This is a genomic window from Aeromonas sp. PI_26 (assembly GCF_027854445.1).
Taxonomy (GTDB): Bacteria; Pseudomonadota; Gammaproteobacteria; order Enterobacterales; family Aeromonadaceae; genus Aeromonas; species Aeromonas veronii.
Map to the genome: position 1 here is coordinate 1 of NZ_JAJNOE010000001.1, position 17,042 is coordinate 17,042.

Annotated in this window: 14 protein-coding genes; 5 read left to right on the forward strand and 9 right to left on the reverse strand. The window is 61.7% G+C overall.

All coding sequences use genetic code 11. The features are described 5' to 3' along the window. The coding region (locus LRL22_RS00005; protein ID WP_270904398.1) for a pyruvate kinase at positions 1-618 on the reverse strand (618 nt) is incomplete at its 3' end. A gap of 308 nt (positions 619-926) precedes the next feature. Between LRL22_RS00005 and LRL22_RS00010 the strand changes: the two genes are divergently transcribed. Continuing rightward, positions 927-1,169 carry a hypothetical protein gene (locus LRL22_RS00010; protein WP_270904399.1) on the forward strand — a complete coding sequence of 81 codons (243 nt, stop codon included), beginning with the start codon at positions 927-929 and terminating at the stop codon, positions 1,167-1,169. A gap of 167 nt (positions 1,170-1,336) precedes the next feature. Next, positions 1,337-2,101 (forward strand): DODA-type extradiol aromatic ring-opening family dioxygenase, encoded by a 765-nt coding sequence (locus tag LRL22_RS00015; RefSeq protein WP_040065863.1) that lies wholly within the window; start codon positions 1,337-1,339, stop codon positions 2,099-2,101. A gap of 93 nt (positions 2,102-2,194) precedes the next feature. Here the strand turns inward: LRL22_RS00015 and LRL22_RS00020 are convergent, their stop codons facing one another. The 3 genes from LRL22_RS00020 to LRL22_RS00030 form a co-directional block, all read right to left on the reverse strand. Continuing rightward, positions 2,195-5,947 (reverse strand): AAA family ATPase, encoded by a 3,753-nt coding sequence (locus LRL22_RS00020; protein WP_270904400.1) that lies wholly within the window; start codon positions 5,945-5,947, stop codon positions 2,195-2,197. Then, positions 5,944-7,170, reverse strand: coding sequence for an exonuclease SbcCD subunit D C-terminal domain-containing protein (locus LRL22_RS00025; protein WP_270904401.1), 1,227 nt, complete (start codon positions 7,168-7,170; stop codon positions 5,944-5,946). Before LRL22_RS00025 ends, LRL22_RS00020 begins: the two co-directional genes overlap by 4 nt. A gap of 103 nt (positions 7,171-7,273) precedes the next feature. Then, complete coding sequence (locus LRL22_RS00030; RefSeq protein WP_040065867.1) at positions 7,274-7,702, reverse strand: GNAT family N-acetyltransferase; 429 nt, start codon at positions 7,700-7,702, stop codon at positions 7,274-7,276. A 177-nt stretch (positions 7,703-7,879) separates the two neighbouring features. Here LRL22_RS00030 and rdgC point away from each other — a divergent pair, with 177 nt between their 5' ends. After that, on the forward strand, positions 7,880-8,791 hold the full coding sequence (rdgC, locus tag LRL22_RS00035; RefSeq protein ID WP_005350107.1) for a recombination-associated protein RdgC: 912 nt from the start codon (positions 7,880-7,882) through the stop codon (positions 8,789-8,791). A gap of 191 nt (positions 8,792-8,982) precedes the next feature. Beyond that, a complete protein-coding gene (gene ggt / locus LRL22_RS00040) occupies positions 8,983-10,764 on the forward strand; it encodes a gamma-glutamyltransferase (RefSeq protein WP_270904402.1) in 1,782 nt (593 codons plus the stop codon). 134 nt (positions 10,765-10,898) lie between these two features. Here the strand turns inward: ggt and LRL22_RS00045 are convergent, their stop codons facing one another. Further along, complete coding sequence (locus tag LRL22_RS00045) at positions 10,899-11,372, reverse strand: FKBP-type peptidyl-prolyl cis-trans isomerase (RefSeq protein WP_270904403.1); 474 nt, start codon at positions 11,370-11,372, stop codon at positions 10,899-10,901. A gap of 174 nt (positions 11,373-11,546) precedes the next feature. Then, on the reverse strand, positions 11,547-12,695 hold the full coding sequence (locus LRL22_RS00050; protein ID WP_005359054.1) for a sodium:phosphate symporter: 1,149 nt from the start codon (positions 12,693-12,695) through the stop codon (positions 11,547-11,549). 249 nt (positions 12,696-12,944) lie between these two features. Between LRL22_RS00050 and LRL22_RS00055 the strand changes: the two genes are divergently transcribed. Further along, entirely contained in the window at positions 12,945-13,319 is a 375-nt protein-coding gene (locus tag LRL22_RS00055) for a hypothetical protein (RefSeq protein WP_005359057.1), read from the forward strand. Between the two features lie 94 nt (positions 13,320-13,413). Here the strand turns inward: LRL22_RS00055 and LRL22_RS00060 are convergent, their stop codons facing one another. The 3 genes from LRL22_RS00060 to LRL22_RS00070 form a co-directional block, all read right to left on the reverse strand. Continuing rightward, the gene (locus LRL22_RS00060) at positions 13,414-14,760 is read right to left on the reverse strand and encodes an APC family permease (RefSeq protein WP_270904404.1); all 1,347 of its coding nucleotides are present in this window, start codon (positions 14,758-14,760) and stop codon (positions 13,414-13,416) included. Beyond that, complete coding sequence (locus tag LRL22_RS00065; protein ID WP_133164096.1) at positions 14,760-14,996, reverse strand: hypothetical protein; 237 nt, start codon at positions 14,994-14,996, stop codon at positions 14,760-14,762. Before LRL22_RS00065 ends, LRL22_RS00060 begins: the two co-directional genes overlap by 1 nt. 678 nt (positions 14,997-15,674) lie before the next feature. Then, positions 15,675-17,018: an APC family permease gene (locus LRL22_RS00070; RefSeq protein WP_201909952.1), complete on the reverse strand. Its 1,344-nt coding sequence runs from the start codon at positions 17,016-17,018 to the stop codon at positions 15,675-15,677. Positions 17,019-17,042 lie beyond the last annotated feature (24 nt).

Consider the following 17,042-nt stretch of genomic DNA (forward strand, 5'->3'; position numbering starts at 1 on the left):
ATGCTCACGGATTTCCAGAACGTCTTCTTTCTTGCGGATGAAAGAAGCAGCAACGAAATCAACGCCTTGCTCGCAACCGAAGATCAGGTCGCGCTTGTCTTTCTCGGCCAGGGCCGGCAGCTTGATGGAGACGCCCGGCAGGTTAACGCCTTTGTTCTCGCCCAGGTCACCGTTGTTCAGCACTTTACAGATAACTTCGCGCTCGGTGATTTCGATAACGTCCAGACCGATCAGGCCGTCATCAACCAGGATACGGTTGCCGACGCGCAGATCGTTGGCGAAACCTGCATAGGTCACGGCCACTTTGTCTTTGTTGCCAACCACGGTCTGGTCGGTGGTGAAGGTGAAAGTCTGGCCAGCGACCAGCGCGACGTCGTTGCCGCCTTCCAGCTTCATGGTACGGATTTCCGGACCCTTGGTGTCCAGCAGGATAGCTGCGTGCTTGCCGGTCTCGGCCATTACAGCGCGCAGGTTGCTGATGCGGCTGCCGTGCTCGGCGTAGTCACCGTGGGAGAAGTTCAGGCGCATGACGTTCATGCCGGCGTCCAGCATTTTGGCCAGCATTTCTTTGGATTCGGTCTTCGGACCGATGGTGCAGACAATTTTGGTCTTTTTCATGTCAATCTTCATGGTTAAGGAATTTCCGCCGAGCAATATACACCAGTTTTTGGAATCTTTTTATGATCCAGAAACAACGTTTTGACCAGATAACGTTTTCTTTTCAGGGATAACGTTTTCCTGTGAGTCACATTTTAGAGCATACGGCCACAGGTTCGGGCTGAAGGGATACAAATGTTGCCATCTGTGGTTGTTTGGCCGGGTTGAGGTTCAGATGTTGTAAAATGACCACCCGTCCGCTGTCACCGTCTTGTCACCGGCTTGCGCAAAAATGTTAGTTCATTGGCGCACGGGTGAAGGAGGCAGGGATGAAAAACAGCCATGAAACCGGATGGGCTCTGCTCTTGCTGGGCGCCGCCCTGCTGCTGGTTCAGACGCTGCCAGCCCGCTACTGGCCTGATAATGCGCGACTGCTGGCGATTTTCTCCCTCCAAGTGAAAGGGGAGGTGGCCGCCGAGGGATTGGCGTGGCGAGAGTGGCAGGATCACAGTGCAGCGACCCGTATGGTGCTTCGCGTAGCCCGACCGCTGCCGGAAGCGCCGCAGCCTTGATATCTATTGCTGTTTACCGGTCGTGAAGGCGTGAAATTATCAACCATTAGTTGATAGTGCTTATCTATCTTGCTGGATTGTTCACCTTTCATGGTGGGAGGATAATCGATTCCAACAGCGATATCCCCTCCGGTATCGCCCCCTGATACTTTGTTGGAGTCCGCTTTATGTCCCTCGCCCCCGTCTGGTTTATCTCTCACGGCGCACCGGATCTGGTGCTGCGTGAGCAACCCGCCACCCGCTTTCTGCGAACCCTGCGTCTGGGTGAGCTCAAGGGGCTGGTGGTCATCTCCGCCCACTGGTTCAGCCGCGAGCTACAGATCAACGTCGAGCCCAAACCGGCCTTGATGTACGACTTTTACGGCTTTCCCGAGCCCCTCTACCGGATGCGCTGGCCTGCCAGCAGCCCCGAGTGGCTGCAACAAGGGGTGAGCGACCAGCTGGCACTGGCCGGACTGACCGCCACCCCGGTGCGGCGCGAGCTGGATCACGGGGTCTGGTCGCCGCTATCCCTGATCGACCCAAACAGCGAGATCCCGCTGGTGCAGATCTCCATTCCCGCGAGCTTCACCCCGGCCCAATTGTGGCAGTTGGGAGAGGTATTGGGGGCGCTGCGCAGTCAGGGGATTGGCATCCTCGCCTCTGGCGCCATCACCCACAACCTGCGGGCGCTGGCACCGGAAGGCTCGCCGGTGCCGGAGTGGGCCAGCCAGTTTGTCGACTGGCTGGAGCAGAAGATGGCCGACGAGGATCGTCTGGCGCTGCTCGACTATCGCCAGCAGGCTCCAGGCGCGGTGGAGTCTCATCCCCACGACGATCATCTGCGTCCACTCTTTGTGGCGTTGGGGGCCGCCGATGGTGTGGCGCCCACCCGGCTGCACGAGAGCTGGGATGGTGGCAGCCTCTATATGGGCGCATACCGCTTCGGTTGATAGCCTCTCAGCAAGACCCCGCCAATTGGCGGGGTCTTGTTATTTACGGTGTAGTGATTTAGCCGATGGTAGTGGTGATTGAGCCGAAGGCTCTCAGGGAACCACTACCCGGCTCTCGCCGCCGCCGAGGGCTTCGACCCTGATCTGCACGCCAATCCGCTCCACCAGCGTCTGGACGTGGGAGATGACCCCGATCTGGCGACCGGCGGCTTGGAGGGAGTCGAGGCTGGCGAGCGCCAGATCCAGACTGTCCGGATCGAGGGTGCCAAACCCCTCGTCGATAAAGAGCGACTCGACTTGGGTCTGCCGTGACGAGAGGCTGGAGAGGGCCAGCGCCAGCGCCAGCGACACCAGAAAACTCTCGCCACCGGAGAGGGAGTCCACCGAGCGCACCTCATCCCCCATGTCGAGATCCACCACTTGCAGCGCCAGATCGGTGCCGGGTACTCGCTCCAGTCGGTAGCGCGGTGATAGTTCGGCGAGCTGGGCGTTGGCCTCCAGCAGCAGACGCTCGAGGGTGAGGCTCTGGGCGAAGGTGCGGAACTTGGCGCCGTTGGCTTGCCCGATCAGATCGCACAGCTGCTGCCAGTGGTCGGCCACTGCCTGCTGGGCGGCCAGCTCCTGTTGCAGGCTACCCGCCTTGAGGGCGGCGGCTTCGGCCTGTGCCAGCTTGCTCTTGCACTCGAACAGCTGCTCTTCAAGGGCGCGGCAGCGGGCATCGAGCGCCACCAGCTGCTCGCTCAGCTCTGCATCCGGCAGGGCGGCCAGCTCGGGGTGGTGCTCGCGATAGCGATCCCGCTTGCTCTCCTCCAGTGCCAGCGCCCGTTGTCGCTCGGCAAGGCGGGTGCGCGCCTCGCCAAGGGCATCTTCCAACCCTTGCAGGGCAGTGCGGCGAGCCTTGAGTTCATCGGGGCTGATGGCGAGCAGACGGCGCAGGTCGTACTCGGCGATGCCGAGGGTAGTGGCGTGGGCTGCCCAGCGCCCTAGTACCTCCCGCTTGCGGCGGCTGCTGGTCTGCTTTTCCTGCTCCACATGGGTGAGGCGGGTCTTGAGCTCGGTCTGCCGCTCCCGCAGAGCACGGCCGCCGCTTTGCATCAGCTCCAGTTCGCTGGCGAGTTGTTGCAGTCGTTGCTGCCAGCGGCTCTCGACCAGCGGGATCTCCTCGCCACCCAGACAGGCGGCACGGCTGGTGAGCAGCCCCTGACGCTGCTGTTCGTGCTCCTTGTAGTCCCGCTCGAGTTTGTGCAGCAGCTCGCGCTGGGTCTGCAGGCGTGCCTCCTGCGCACTCAGGGCGGGGGTGAGGCTGGCGATCTCGCTGGCCAGCCGCTCCCACTCGCTCTGGCCGTGCAGCCAGGCTTCGCAGGCTCGCTGCCACTCGTGCCACTGCTGGCTGCCGAGCCACTGGCGCCACGGTTGGCCGCCCATCTGCTCGTCGAGGCGGTGGGCGCCTTGCTCAAGGCGCTGGCGCAGGGTCGCCTCCTGCTCGCCCATCCCCTTCACTTCCCCTTCCAGCGCGATGCGCTGGCGATCGGCCTCCTGCCACTGCTGGTCAAACTGCTGGTGCTGGGCAGCCAGTTGGCTCAGTTGCTGACGCACCCCTTGCAGCTGTTGCTGACCAAGCTGGGCCTGACGCAGTTGCTGCTGGCTCTGGGCCAACCCCAGCTCCAGCGCCTGGCCACGGCCAAGCAATGTGCTCATCAGCTCGTTCCACTCAATGGGGCTCTGGCGCAGCGGCAGCGGATGGTCGAGCAGGGTATCGCCCCCCAGCTGTTGCCAGCGCTGGGTCAGCTGCTCGGCGCGGGTTTCCAGCTCCGGCAGATGTTGCTGACGCACCGCCAGCTGGCGGGCCAGCTCCTGACGCTCGCTCTCGCACTGAATGTACTGATGGTTGAGCCGCTCCCACTCCAGCTCCAGACTGCGGGTCCGTTCCGCCAGTTGACCAAGAATGCCAGCCACCTGTGGCTGGCTCTGGCTGTAGGGGTGCTCCCCGGAACCGCACAGCGGGCAAGGTTCGCCATCGCTCAGGATATGGCGATACTGCTCGAAGCTGGCGATGGCGCGGGACTGCTCCAGCGCGTGGCGCGCTTCATCCCGCTGCAGGGCGAGCCGCTCGCGGGCGGGGGCCAGCTCTTCGCCAAGGGTGGCGAGCTTGCCCAGCGCTTGCTCCAGCTGGGCAATCTCCTGCTGCAAGCGGCCATGCTGTTCGCCGTGGTTGCGGCCATAATCGGCCAGCTCCAGCAGCTGTCGCAGTTGGCCCAGCTGTTCGGTTTGCTGCTGCCACTGCTCCTGCGCCTTGGCTAGGCGGCTCTCCCACTGCTGCTCCTGCAACTCGTTCTGTTGCTGTTGCAGCCGAGCTTGTTCATGTTGCCAGTAGTCGCGCTCTTGCTGGCCTTGCTCCAGCTGGCGCTGCAACTGTTGCAGGGCGCGCAGCTTGTGATCCCGCAGGGTGAGCAGTTGCTGCAGCTTGTCGGCATCCTCGGCCCAATCCTGCATGGCGGTGAGCAGGGGCTGCCACTGGCGGGCAACCGGTGCCAGCTCCTTGTGCTCTTCGAGCCAAAGCCCCCACTGCAGGTGCTGCTGCTTGAGCAGCTCCACCTGTCTGCTCTGCTCGCGCCAGCCCTGCTCGAGGGTGAGCTGCACTTCTCGCTCCTGCGCCCCCTCCTGCTGGATCTTCTGCAACTGCTGCATTTTTTCCCGGATGCGGGTATCGAGCTCCTGCGCCCGCTTGAGTTCGGGTTGCAGGGCGCCCCATTCCCGCTCGGCGGCAATCTTCTCCGCCAGCAACTGCTGTTCGGTCAGCGCGCTCTGCTGGGTCTGCTCCTCGAGTTTGGCCAGCTCTGGTACCAGCTCGGCGATCACTTTCTCCTGCTGCTGTACCTCAAGGGTGAGGCGGGCCAGCTCGTCGTGATCGGCGCGGGCCACCTGGGCCTGTTCGGCACGGGCAAACTCCTCGCGCTCGGGGGCCGCGGCGCCGTGGGCCTGCAGGGCGGCATCGAGTGCCGCCTGTCCCTCGGCGCAGCCCTGCAACTGGGCTGCGATGCGGCTGTTGAGGTCGCGCAAGTCCTGCATCAGCTGCTGCTGTTGCTGCTCGTGCTTGAGGGTGGTGGAGAGGCTCACCTGCTGGCTCACCCACTGTTCGCGGGTGGCCTCGTCCATCAGCGCCACGTCGCCGAGGCGCTGGGCGATGGTGGCCAGCTTCTGCTGCTCTTCCCGCGCCCGTTCATAGGTCTGGATGGAGATGGCGGAGTAGAGCTCGGTGCCGGTCATCCGTTCGAGCAGGGCGGAGCGCTCGTTGGCATCCGATTTGAGGAAGGCGGCAAACTCCCCTTGCGGCAGGATCACCGCGCGGCGGAACTGCTCCCAGGAGAGACCCACCAGCTCGTCGATGCGATCCTGCAGCTCCCGCTTGCTGCCGGAGAAAACCTGCCCTGACTCCACATCGGTCAGGGTGCGCTCCTGCGCCTGAAAACGCCCCTCCGAGCGGTTGCGGGCTCGGCGCACCGCCCAGCGGGCCAGCCAAATGCGACCATCGCAGCCACGAAACTGCACTTCAGCAAAGCCGCTGGCGTGGCCGCGACTGAGGATGCCGCGCACGTCGTTGGCCTTGAGTTTCTCCTCGTCATCCATGCGGCCCACTTCGGCCACGTTCTTGCGATTGGCGATAAAGCGCGGCATCTCGTCGTAGAGGGCGAGACAAATGGCGTCGAGCAATGTGCTCTTGCCTGCGCCAGTGTTGCCGGTGATGGCAAACAGCCCGGCGGCACCGAGTGCCCCGCGGGTAAAGTCGATGGTGAAGGCGCCGGTCAGACTGGCCAGATTCTCACCAGACAGAGACAAGATTTTCATTGGTTAGACTCCTTCACCTGCTCCAGGATCTCTTCAAACGAGGCGACCAGCCCAGCCTCGGGCTCCCCTTCAAACTGGCGCTGATAGCAGAGGCGAAACACCTCGGTGGGGGAGAGCTCATCGAGCCTGCGCAGCTCGCGACCATCGGCCAGCCCTTCCCCCGAGCCCTGATACTGGGTGCTGATGCGGGCCAGACGCACCGGTTTGTCTGCGATGGCAGCGAGAATGCGCTCGCGAATGCGCGCCTCTGGCTTGGGCAGCAGCAGCCGCACTTCGAGGAAAGGCTGTGCTTCTTGTGGACAAGGGGGGAGCGTCAGTGCCTCGATGGCTTTCAATGCGTCGTCGAGAGGGCTCTGGGGCAGACGGATCATCTCCACTGCTCGGGGCACCGGGATCCGCTCCAGCCCGGCCAGTTTCCCCTCTGCAAAGGTCACTTCCAGCACCTGATGGTTGTAGTTCGCTTCGGCAAGCGAAAGCGGCAGCGGCGAGCCGCTGTAGTGCACCCCCTCGGCCGGGCTCTGGGCCAGATGGAGGTGGCCGAGCGCCGTGTAGTCGGCACCGGCAAAGAGTTCGGCGGGCAAGGCGTGCTGGTTGCCGCCGAGCACCCGCCGCTCCGACAGCTCGGAGAGCTGGCCCGCCGCCAGATAGGCGTGGCCCATGGCGATGAGCGGCAGCGCCTCCCCGCAGCGAGCCCGTCCTTCGGCCAGCACCTCGGCATAGACCTGCCGAACCCCTTCAATCAGCCTGTCTTGTCCTTCTGCCAGCTGTTCCACCCGCAGATCACTGCTGCGCAGGAACGGCACGGCAGCGCACCAGGCGGCGATCTTGCCCTCCCGGTCTTGCAGCGGTACCAGCAGACGGTCGGTCTCGAGCTTGCCCTCACTGTCGCGGCTGATGCTGCCCACCAGATGCAGGTCAAAGGCGCGCAGCAGTTCGTGGGGGGCATCGAGCTTGGAGGGGGAGTCGTGGTTGCCGCCGATCAGCACCATGTTGAGGTGGGGCATCTCGGCGCGCAGCCGCGCCAGAAAACGGTAGAGTTGCTGCCAGGCGCTGGCGGGGGGATTGGCGGTATCGAACAGATCGCCCGCTACCAGCAGGGCGTCGATCTCGCGCGCCTTGAGGGTGTCGCTCAGCCAGTCGAGAAAGGCATCGTGTTCAAAACGGCGGTCATGACCATGGAGTTGATGGCCAAGGTGCCAATCGGCGGTATGGAGGATTTTCATTGGAAAGCAGCCCGGTTGCAGGGACGGTGCCGGTGGCACCCGATGAAGACAAGATGAGGATGCCCCGTGCTTTTTTCAAGTAAAACAGGGGGCTGGCATCGATTCAGGCAGGTTCGCAGCACATCCGGTATTGGGGGTGGCCGGTGAGGGGATCGGACTCTTCGGCCTCAATGACAAAGCCGTGGCGGCGATAGAAACGCACCGCCTGATCATTCTCGACAAAGACCCGGGCGTGGAGCGACGCCCCCTGACGCTTGGCCTCCTGCAGCAGGGCGTGGCCGACGCCGCGGCCCTGACGGTCGGGGCGTACGAACAGGGCGGCGAGATAGTTGTCCACCATCGCCATGAAACCGAGCAGATCGCCGCGCTCCTCGAACACCCAGATGGCGGCGCGATCGAGATAGCGGGTACGTAGATCCTCCTGGGCCTGCCACCAGCAGGAGGCATCGACGAAATCGTGGGCCTGCAGGGAGGCCAGCAACCAGATTTCGACGATCTCTTCCATATCTTCCGGGCGACTGGGCCGCAACATACCTTCATCCTTATTAACAATTTACTTTCGCAGTCTAGGAGAACTTGATGAACAAACTGGTGACATAAATGAGACCCTGTGAGGTCGATCGCCCTTTATTTAGCGAGAATGATTGGCTGATCACAAAGCGCCTCTCTAGTACAATGCCCGCCGGACAATCTAGAGACCGAGGACGCCATGTGGTTTAAAAACCTGCAGATTTATCGCTTTACCCGCCCCTTTGACCTGACCGTGGATCAGCTGGAAACCCAGCTGGAAGCCTGTGCCTTCACCCCTTGCGGCAGTCAGGACATCTCCCGTTTCGGGTGGGTCAAGCCCCTTGGCAAATTCGGCTCAACCCTGACTCACTCTGCCTCCGGTCACATCCTCATCTGCGCCCGCAAAGAGGAGAAGATGCTGCCCGGTACCGTGGTCAAGGAGATGCTGGCCGAGAAGGTAGAGGCGATCGAGTTCGAACAGGGACGTGCCCTCAAGAAGAAAGAGAAGGAGGCGCTGAAAGAGGAGATCCTCCACACCCTGCTGCCCCGTGCCTTCAGTCGTACCAGCCAGACCTTCGCCTGGATCAATCCGGCCGACAATTTGATGGTGGTGGACGCAGGTTCTGCCAAGAAGGCGGATGATCTGCTGGCACTGTTGCGCAAATCCATCGGCTCCCTGCCGGTGGTGCCGGTGGCCCTCAAGAACCCGCCGGAGATCACCATGACCGAGTGGCTGAACGAGGGCAATCTGCCAGCCTCCTTCACTCTGGAAGACGAAGCCGAGCTGCGCAGTGCCATGGAGCACGGCGGCATCATCCGCTGCAAGCAGCAGGATCTGATGACGGATGAAATCAAGAACCACCTGGCCAACGACAAGCTGGTGACCAAGCTGGCCCTCAACTGGGGCGAGACCGTCAGCTTCGTGCTGGGGGATGATCTCTCCATCAAACGCCTGAAATTCAGCGAAGAGCTGCGCGAGCAGAACGACGATGTCACCAGCGAAGATCCGGCCGCCCGTCTGGATGCGGACTTCGCGCTGGTGACCTCCGAGCTCTCCCAGTTTATCCCGGCGCTGTTTGCCGCCCTGGGTGGCGAAGAGCAGTCCATCTAACCGGACATGCGCCTGTTTGGCCTCTGCCATCCCATCGTAAAAGCCGCCTTCGGGCGGTTTTTTTATACCTATTGCGGATAGCCATTATTGATAGATGAGTAAGATATTGATCTTGTTCAATAACTTGAGCTGTCAGCGCCAATCGTGACATAGTCCCTCTTCATGGTCATAAAACAGACAAGGAGAGTGTCATGTTGCGCAAACCTCTGGGGCTGGCTGTCGCCCTTGCCCTGCTGGCCGGTTGTGCCAGTGACAGCGGCTTTCACTACACCCCGCCAGCCCAGACCCTGATCGCGCCGGAGGCGGCCAGTGGCTGGACCGACAAGCAGGGCTGGCAGGGCCATGACTTCATGGTGGCGGCCGCCAACCCGCTGGCGGTGGATGCGGGCTACCAGATCATCAAGGCCGGTGGCAGTGCCGTCGATGCCGCCATTGCGGTGCAGCTGGTGTTGACGCTGGTGGAGCCGCAATCCTCCGGGATCGGTGGCGGAACGCTGCTGCTGGTGTGGGATGGCCGCAAGGTGAGTGCGGTGGATGGCCGCGAGACGGCGCCGGCCGCTGCCACCGACCAGCTGTTTATGCAAGATGGCAAGCCGCTGGCGTTTTATGACGGGGTGGTGGGGGGCCGCTCGGTCGGCGTTCCCGGCACCCTGCGCGCTCTGGCACTGGCCCATCAGCGTTATGGCAAGTTGCCCTGGGCTGCGCTGTTCGAGCCTGCCATCACGCTGGCAGAGCAAGGATTTGTGATAAGTCCACGGCTGGCCACATTGCTGGCCAAGGATCCCTATCTGGCACGGGATCCGCAGGCGCGAGCCTACTTCTATCAGGCGGATAGTCGCCCCAAAACGGCAGGCACCCGGCTGACCAACCCGGCGCTGGCCAAGGTGTTGCGCACTCTGGCCGCAGAGGGGGCGGATGCCTTCTATCGGGGGCCGCTGGCGGATGCCATGGTGGCCAAGGTACGCCAACATCCCACCAATCCCGGGGTACTGGCGGCCACCGATCTGGCCAGCTATCAGGCCAAACTGCGGGATGGCCTCTGCTTTGACTATCGCCAGAGCAAGATCTGTGGCTTCCCCACTCCCTCGTCCGGCACCTTGGCGCTCGGCCAGATCTTCGGCATGCTGGAGAGCCGCGATATGGCATCCCTCAAGCCGATCACTACGAAGGAGGGGGGACTGGCTGCCTCCAGCGAGGCTATCCACCTCTACAGCGAAGCGGCGCGTCTGGCCTTCGCCGATCGCAACCAGTACGTCGCCGACAGCGATTTTGTCAGCGTGCCGGTGCAGGGGCTGCTGGACAAGGGCTATCTGGCCGAGCGGGGCAAGCTTGTCGGTCAGCACTCCATGGGGATTGCCAAGCCCGGCACGCCGCCACTGGTGCTGGCACGCGGCAAGGATGCGACTCCGGAACTCCCCTCGACCAGCCATGTCTCGATCGTCGACAAGGCGGGGATGGCCATCTCCATGACCAGCTCCATCGAGGATGGTTTCGGATCGCGTCAGATGGTCAACGGCTACCTGCTCAACAACCAGCTCACCGATTTTTCCTTCACCTCGGTGGATGCCGCCGGTCTGCCGGTGGCAAACCGGGTGGAGCCGGGCAAGCGGCCCCGCTCATCCATGTCACCCCTGCTGGTGTTTGACAAGCCAAGCGGCGAGCTGACCATGACGCTGGGCTCGCCGGGGGGCTCCGCCATCATCAACTACGTGGGCAAGACCCTGCTCGGCACTCAGGATTGGGGCCTGAACCTGCAACAGGCCATCAACCTGCCCAATTTTGGCAGCCGCAACGGCCCCACCGAGCTGGAAGCGGGACGCACCCCCATGTCGGTGGTCGAGGGATTGAAGGCGAGGGGACACGAGGTGGTACTGAACGAGCAGACCTCCGGCCTGCAGGGGGTTGAGCGCAACGCTGGCGGCTGGTTTGGCGCAGCGGATCCGCGCCGGGAAGGGATCGCCAAGGGGGAGTGACGCTCCCATAGCAACAAGGCCAGCATAATGCTGGCCTTGTTGCTGATGGTGCGCTTACTGGATACCCAGCAGCTCCACGTCGAAGATCAGGACGGGCGCTCAGTGGGATATTGCCACTGGAGCATCCTGCGCGGTTACTGGATACCCAACAGCTCCACGTCGAAGATCAGGAGTGATCCCGGCGGGATTTTGCCAGCGGCGCGGTCGCCGTAGGCGAGGTTGGCAGGGATGTAGAAACGGGTCTTCTCACCTTCCACCATCAGCTGTACTCCTTCGGTCCAGCCAGCGATCACCTGATTGAGGCCAAACTCGATGGGCTCGCCACGGGCAACCGAGCTGTCAAAGACGGTGCCGTCCAGCAGCTTGCCCTCGTAGTGCACCTTCACCTTGCTGGTAGCGGTGGGGTGAACGGTGCCGGTGCCCGGGGTCAGCACTTCGTACTGCAGGCCGGAGGCGGTGGTGGTCACCAGCGGTTTGTCCTTGTTGCTGGCGAGGAACTCGGCGCCAATCCGCACGTTGTCGGCCGCCAGCTTCTTGTTGTTGTTGCTGCTGGAGTAGAAGTAGTAGGCCACACCGGCGATGAGCAGCGCGATCAGTATGAATTTCATCGGTTTTTCCTGTTCCATGAAATGTAAAAAGTGCAATGAGGGCGCCATCTTATCGCGCACCGCCCCTGATGGCGAGCCACAGGGCGGGAGGATGTGAGCGGGCAGGCAAAGCCCGGCGAGCTGGACGCAAAAAGGGACGAGTCGGTGACTCGCCCCTTGTCATGGCGGCGGCGCTTACTTGGCGGCCACCATCATCAGGGCGGGCAGGGCGAAGAAGAGACCCGTTACATAACCCAGAGCCAGCAGCTTGTTCTCGCTGCCTACCCGGGCCAGCCCCTCGGCGGCGCGCACCGGCAGGTCGCGCAGGAAGGGGATGCCATAGATGATGACCACGGCAAAGAGGTTGAACAGCACGTGGACCAGCGCGATAGTCAGGGCCAGCTGGGCACCGGCTCCACTGATGGCGGTGGCAGCCAGCAGGGCAGTGATGGTGGTCCCGATATTGGCTCCCAGGGTGAAAGGGTAGAGCTGACGGGTGCTGAACACGCCGCCGCCGGCCAGCGGGATCATCAGGCTGGTGGTGGTGGAGGAGGACTGCACCATGATGGTCACCAGCGCACCTGAGGTGATGCCGGTCAGCGGGCCACGGCCCAGCGCCTTGTGCAGCACCTCTTTGGCACGGCCAACCAGTACCTGTTGCAGCACTTTGCCGAGATAAGTGACGCAGGCGAGGATCAGCAGGATACCGATGACGATAGTGGCGATGGCGGCACCCTTGCCCGGCAGGAAGGCGACGGCGCTGTCAATGAGCTGCTGGGCCGGTGCGGTCAGCGGCTTCATGAAATCCATGCCCTTCATCGACATATTGGCGGAGCCTACCAGCAGGTTGGCCAGCCACTCGGCGCTATGTTGCAGCAGACCGAACATCAGCTCCAGCGGCAGGAAGATGAACACCGCCAGCAGGTTGAAAAAGTCGTGCACGGTGGCGGCGGCGAAGGCGCGGCGGAACTCGGCGCGATCCCGCACATGGCCCATGGAGACGATGGTGTTGGTGATGGTGGTGCCGAGGTTGGCACCCATCACCATGGGGATGGCCATGCTGATGGGCAGGCCGCCAGCCACCAGACCGACGATCACCGAGGTGACGGTGCTGGAGGATTGCACCAGCGCGGTAGCGAGAATACCCAGCAGCAGGGCGACAAAGGGGTTGTTGGCAAAGGCGAAGATCTGGGCTGCGCCCTCGGCGCCGCCGGAGAAATCTTTGAAGCCGTGGGAGATGGCGCCCACGGCAACCAGGATCAGGTAGACCAGTACGATGACACTCATCCAGTTGAACAGGGCGCGGGTCGCGGGCGGCTGTGACAAGGAGTGATGGTGTTGCATAAAGCCTCTTGAGACGGTCGTTCCGTCTTGGGTTGTTGATGACCCGCGCATTTAATCAGTGGTTAATGACAGAAATATGACAACGTGACATTTCGATGATGTTTTTATGACGACGAACTGCGGCGACAGGCGCTGACCGAGCCGGTTGGCTCTGGGGTGGCAAAAGGGGGGACGAAAGCACTGCTGCCTTGTCAGCCGGAATGTGATCGCTACACTGCGCCCCTTTATTGGCAAGCAGGAGTAAACAAGATGATGCGTGCATGGATCCTCTCTCTGTCGCTGGGGCTGCTTTCGGCAGGGGCACAGGCCAGCCTGTTGAAAACCGACTGCAACCTCGACAAGGCCCTCAAAAACGAAGCGGTGAATGCCACTCTGGGGGTCAAGGGCAACTGTGATACCAGCAAGCTGGTGAAGCAGGAGAAAGAGAAGGTGAAAGCTGAGGTGCAAAAAGGCCGCAACGACCTGCTGGGCGAGAAGCGTGCCGACCTCAAGGAGAGCGGCAACGGTATGCAGCAGAAGATGGACAAGGCAAACCAGCAGCTGCACAAGGCGGAGCAGGATGCCAAGACCATCGCTCGCGATCCGCTCAAGGCTGCGGCGACCGCCGTACTGGATAAGCAGTAAGCAGACCGGGCCCAAGCCCGTGTGACCGGCAACAGACCGGCAGCAAAAAGGGGAGCCATGGCTCCCCTTCTGTCTATCCGTTATCCGCAAAGGATCAGGCGTCAGCCGCTTCCTCGTATTGACGAAACGGGATGCGGAACACCGCCAGACGCAGGAACAGATAGGTTGCGCCGAGGCCCGCCCAGATCAGGCCCAGCTCCAGCGAGCTCTGCTCCAGGTTGATCCACAGCGCACCGATGGTGGCGGCGCCGAGCAGCGGCATCAACAGGTAGATGACGTGATCCTTGAGGGTCTTGTTGCGTTTCTCGCGCACCCAGAACTGACCGATCACCGACAGGTTGACGAAGCTGAACGCCACCAGAGCGCCGAAGTTGACCAGCGCCAGCGCGGTATCCAGATCAAACGACACAGCGGAGAGCGCCAGACCGCCTACCATCAGCACGTTGATAGCCGGAGTACGATATTTCGGGTGGATGTAGCCAAACACCCGCTCCGGGATCATGCGATCACGCCCCATCACGTAGAGGATGCGTGACACACCGGCGTGAGCCGCCATGCCGGAGGCCAGTACCGCGACCGTGGTGCAGACCAGCACCACGGACTGGAAGAAGGTGCCGCCAACGTAGAGGGCGATCTCCGGCAATACCGCATCCGGATGCTGGAAGCGGGCGAGGCTCGGGAAGTAGAGCTGCAGGCAGTAAGAGACCACCACGAAGATGATGCCGCCGATAAGGGCAGTCAGCACGATCGCCTTGGGGATCACCTTGCCAGCGTTCGGAGTCTCTTCGGAGAGGGAGCTCAGACCGTCAAAGCCCAGGAACGAGAAGCAGAGGATGGTCGCACCGGTAAAGAGCGGTACCAGCTGTGCTGACTCGAAGTGGAACGGACGGCTGCTCATCAGGGTGCCAGCCCCTTCGCCGTGGTAGATGCCCCACGCCATCAGGCCGATAAAGAGGGTGATGATGGCCAGCTGGATCACCACGATGAGGCCATTGAAGTTGGCTACCAGATTGATGCCGCGCAGGTTGAGGAAGGTCATCACGGTCACCAGACCGAAGATGAAGACCCAGGGCTCGACGCCCGGAAACATGGCGGTCAGGTAGATCTTGGCCAGCAGGATGTTGATCATCGGCATGAACATGTAGTCGAGCAGGGAGGACCAGCCGACCATGAAACCGATGTAGGGGTTGAACACTTTCTGGGCGTAGGTATAGGCAGAGCCCGCAGAGGGGAACTTGCGCACCAGATGGCCGTAGCTGAAGGCGGTCAGCAGGATGCCGCCGAGGGCCAGCAGATAGGCAGTGGCGACCCGGCCTTCGGTGATGTCACCGACGATGGCGAAGGTATCGAATACAGCCATGGGGGTCAGGTAGGCCAAACCCATGACGATCACTTGGGTCAGGGTCAGGGTTTTGAGCAGCTTGGCGCCTTGAGATGCCATTACGCTTTCTCCTCAATCAGTGCCGCAGCACGTGCTTGCAACGAGTACAGGATTGCGGTGGATTCGCAGGCCTGCAGATCAAAGGCGCCGGGGAGGCGCAAACCGGTATTAGCCGGCAGGAAAGCATTGAAACGCCCCATGTTTTTCCTCATTAACGTCGGGAGATTGTTGGCAATCTCGGGTATCACTTCCGGAACGTTTCCGGCCTCTTGTGGTGGGTTTGCACTGCTCTTCAAAATACAAAAACCGATGTCGCAGTGAACATCGGTCCTTTATTGGCGGCGTATTGTGCATTCGGGATTCCCCCTTGACAAGCAATAATCGGCTCAATATCGCATTTTTTTGCATAAGCGCAGCGAAGGTAAGTGGTCACTCGCCCCCTGTGGCCGACCCCGTGCCGCCCCCCTCTTTACGGGGGCATAGAGGGGGGCGACGCACTATTTTCATGCTGTTCGAAATTTGTCCTGATTGTCCCTGCAGGGCGCATTGCGCCTCAAGATTGATCCTGATCATATTTGCCGCCATTCCCCGGACTGTAGCCCAACCTCCTGGGGGCTTTGCTGGCGGGAATAAGGGGGTTGGTGGGAGAAAATAGCAGTTGCATATTTAGTCATTAAAATGACTGGTAAAAGTGGTTTACTGAGTCGGATCAAAATCACGGAGGGCAATAGTGGTGGGCGCCGATTTGAAATCAGTCACATTTTCAGCAAAAAGCGCAATGGCAAAACATGCGTGGCTATCAAAAGGTGGCGGCCATAACCGCATCACACACAGCAGATCAGGGGAGCGCCAGCGCGGTGAAGGAGAGCAACCGCAAAGCGTTAAAACGGAGAGCAACGCGCTAAACAATCAGCATGACAGAGTAAAAACAAGGAGCCCGCAGGCTCCTTTATCGTTTTATCCGCGCGGCTGGCTTATTGCGCCATCTCCTCGCTGGTGCGCAGCGGAATGCGGAACACCGTCAGGCGCAGGAAGAGGTAGATGGCACCGAGCGCAGCCCAGATCAGACCCAACTCGAAGGAGGAGGGCTCAAGGTTGAGCCACAGCACCCCGATGCAGGCGGCGCCACAGAGCGGCAGCAGCAGATAGACCAGATGATCCTTGAGACTCTTGTTGCGACCGAGCTTCACATAGAAGTGGGCAATCACCGCCAGATTGACGAAGGTGAAGGCCACCAGCGCGCCGAAGTTGATCAGGGCCAGCGCCATCTCCAGATCGAACGAGACGGCGGAGAGGGCGAGCAGGCCGACCAGCAGCACATTGCAGGCCGGGGTCTGCCACTTCGGATGCACATAGGAGAAGAAGCGGCTCGGCAGAGCGCGATCCCGTCCCATCACATAGAGCAGGCGCGATACGCCGGCGTGGGAGGCGAGCCCGGAGGCGAGTACCGCCACTGTGGTGCAGACCAGCACCACCGCCTGGAACAGCTTGCCACCGACATAGAGGGCGATCTCCGGCAGCACCGCATCCGGATGCTGGAAGCGGGAGATGTCCGGGAAGAAGAGCTGCAGGAAGTAGGAGGTGGTGACAAACAGCACACCGCCGATCAGTGCCGTCAGCACGATGGCGCGGGGGATAACCCGATCCGCGTCAGGGGTCTCTTCCGACAGGGTGCTGATGGCATCAAAGCCGAGGAACGACAGACAGAGGATCGAGGCCCCCATCAGCAGCGGCGAGATGTTGATCTGCTCGGAGAAGAAGGGACGGCTGCTGGCCACGGTGCCGAGCCCCTCGCCATTGTGCACGCCCCAGGCGATCAGGCCGATAAAGACGGCGATGATGCTGAACTGCATGATGACGATGACGCTGTTGAAGTTGGCCACCAGCTTGATGCCGCGCAGGTTGAGGGCGGTCATCACCGCCGCCAGACCGAAGATATAGGTCCAGGGCTCTACGTTCGGGAAGAGCGCCTGCAGATAGATCTTGGCCAGCAGCATGTTGATCATCGGCATGAACATATAGTCGAGCAGGGAGGTCCAGCCCACCATAAAGCCGACATAGGGGTGGAACACCTTCTGGGCATAGGTATAGGCGGAGCCTGCCGACGGGAACTTGCGTACCAGATGGCCGTAGCTCAGGGCGGTGAACAGCATGCCGATCAGGGCAAAGAGGTAGGCGGTAGGGACATGGCCTTCGGTGATCTCGGTAACGATGCCGAAGGTGTCGAACACTGCCATGGGGGTGAGGTAGGCAAGACCCATGACCACGACCTGCCACAGTTTCAGGGTCTTTTTCAGACCAACCGGTTGGGCGTTCATCATGCCTGTTCCTCACGCGGTGCC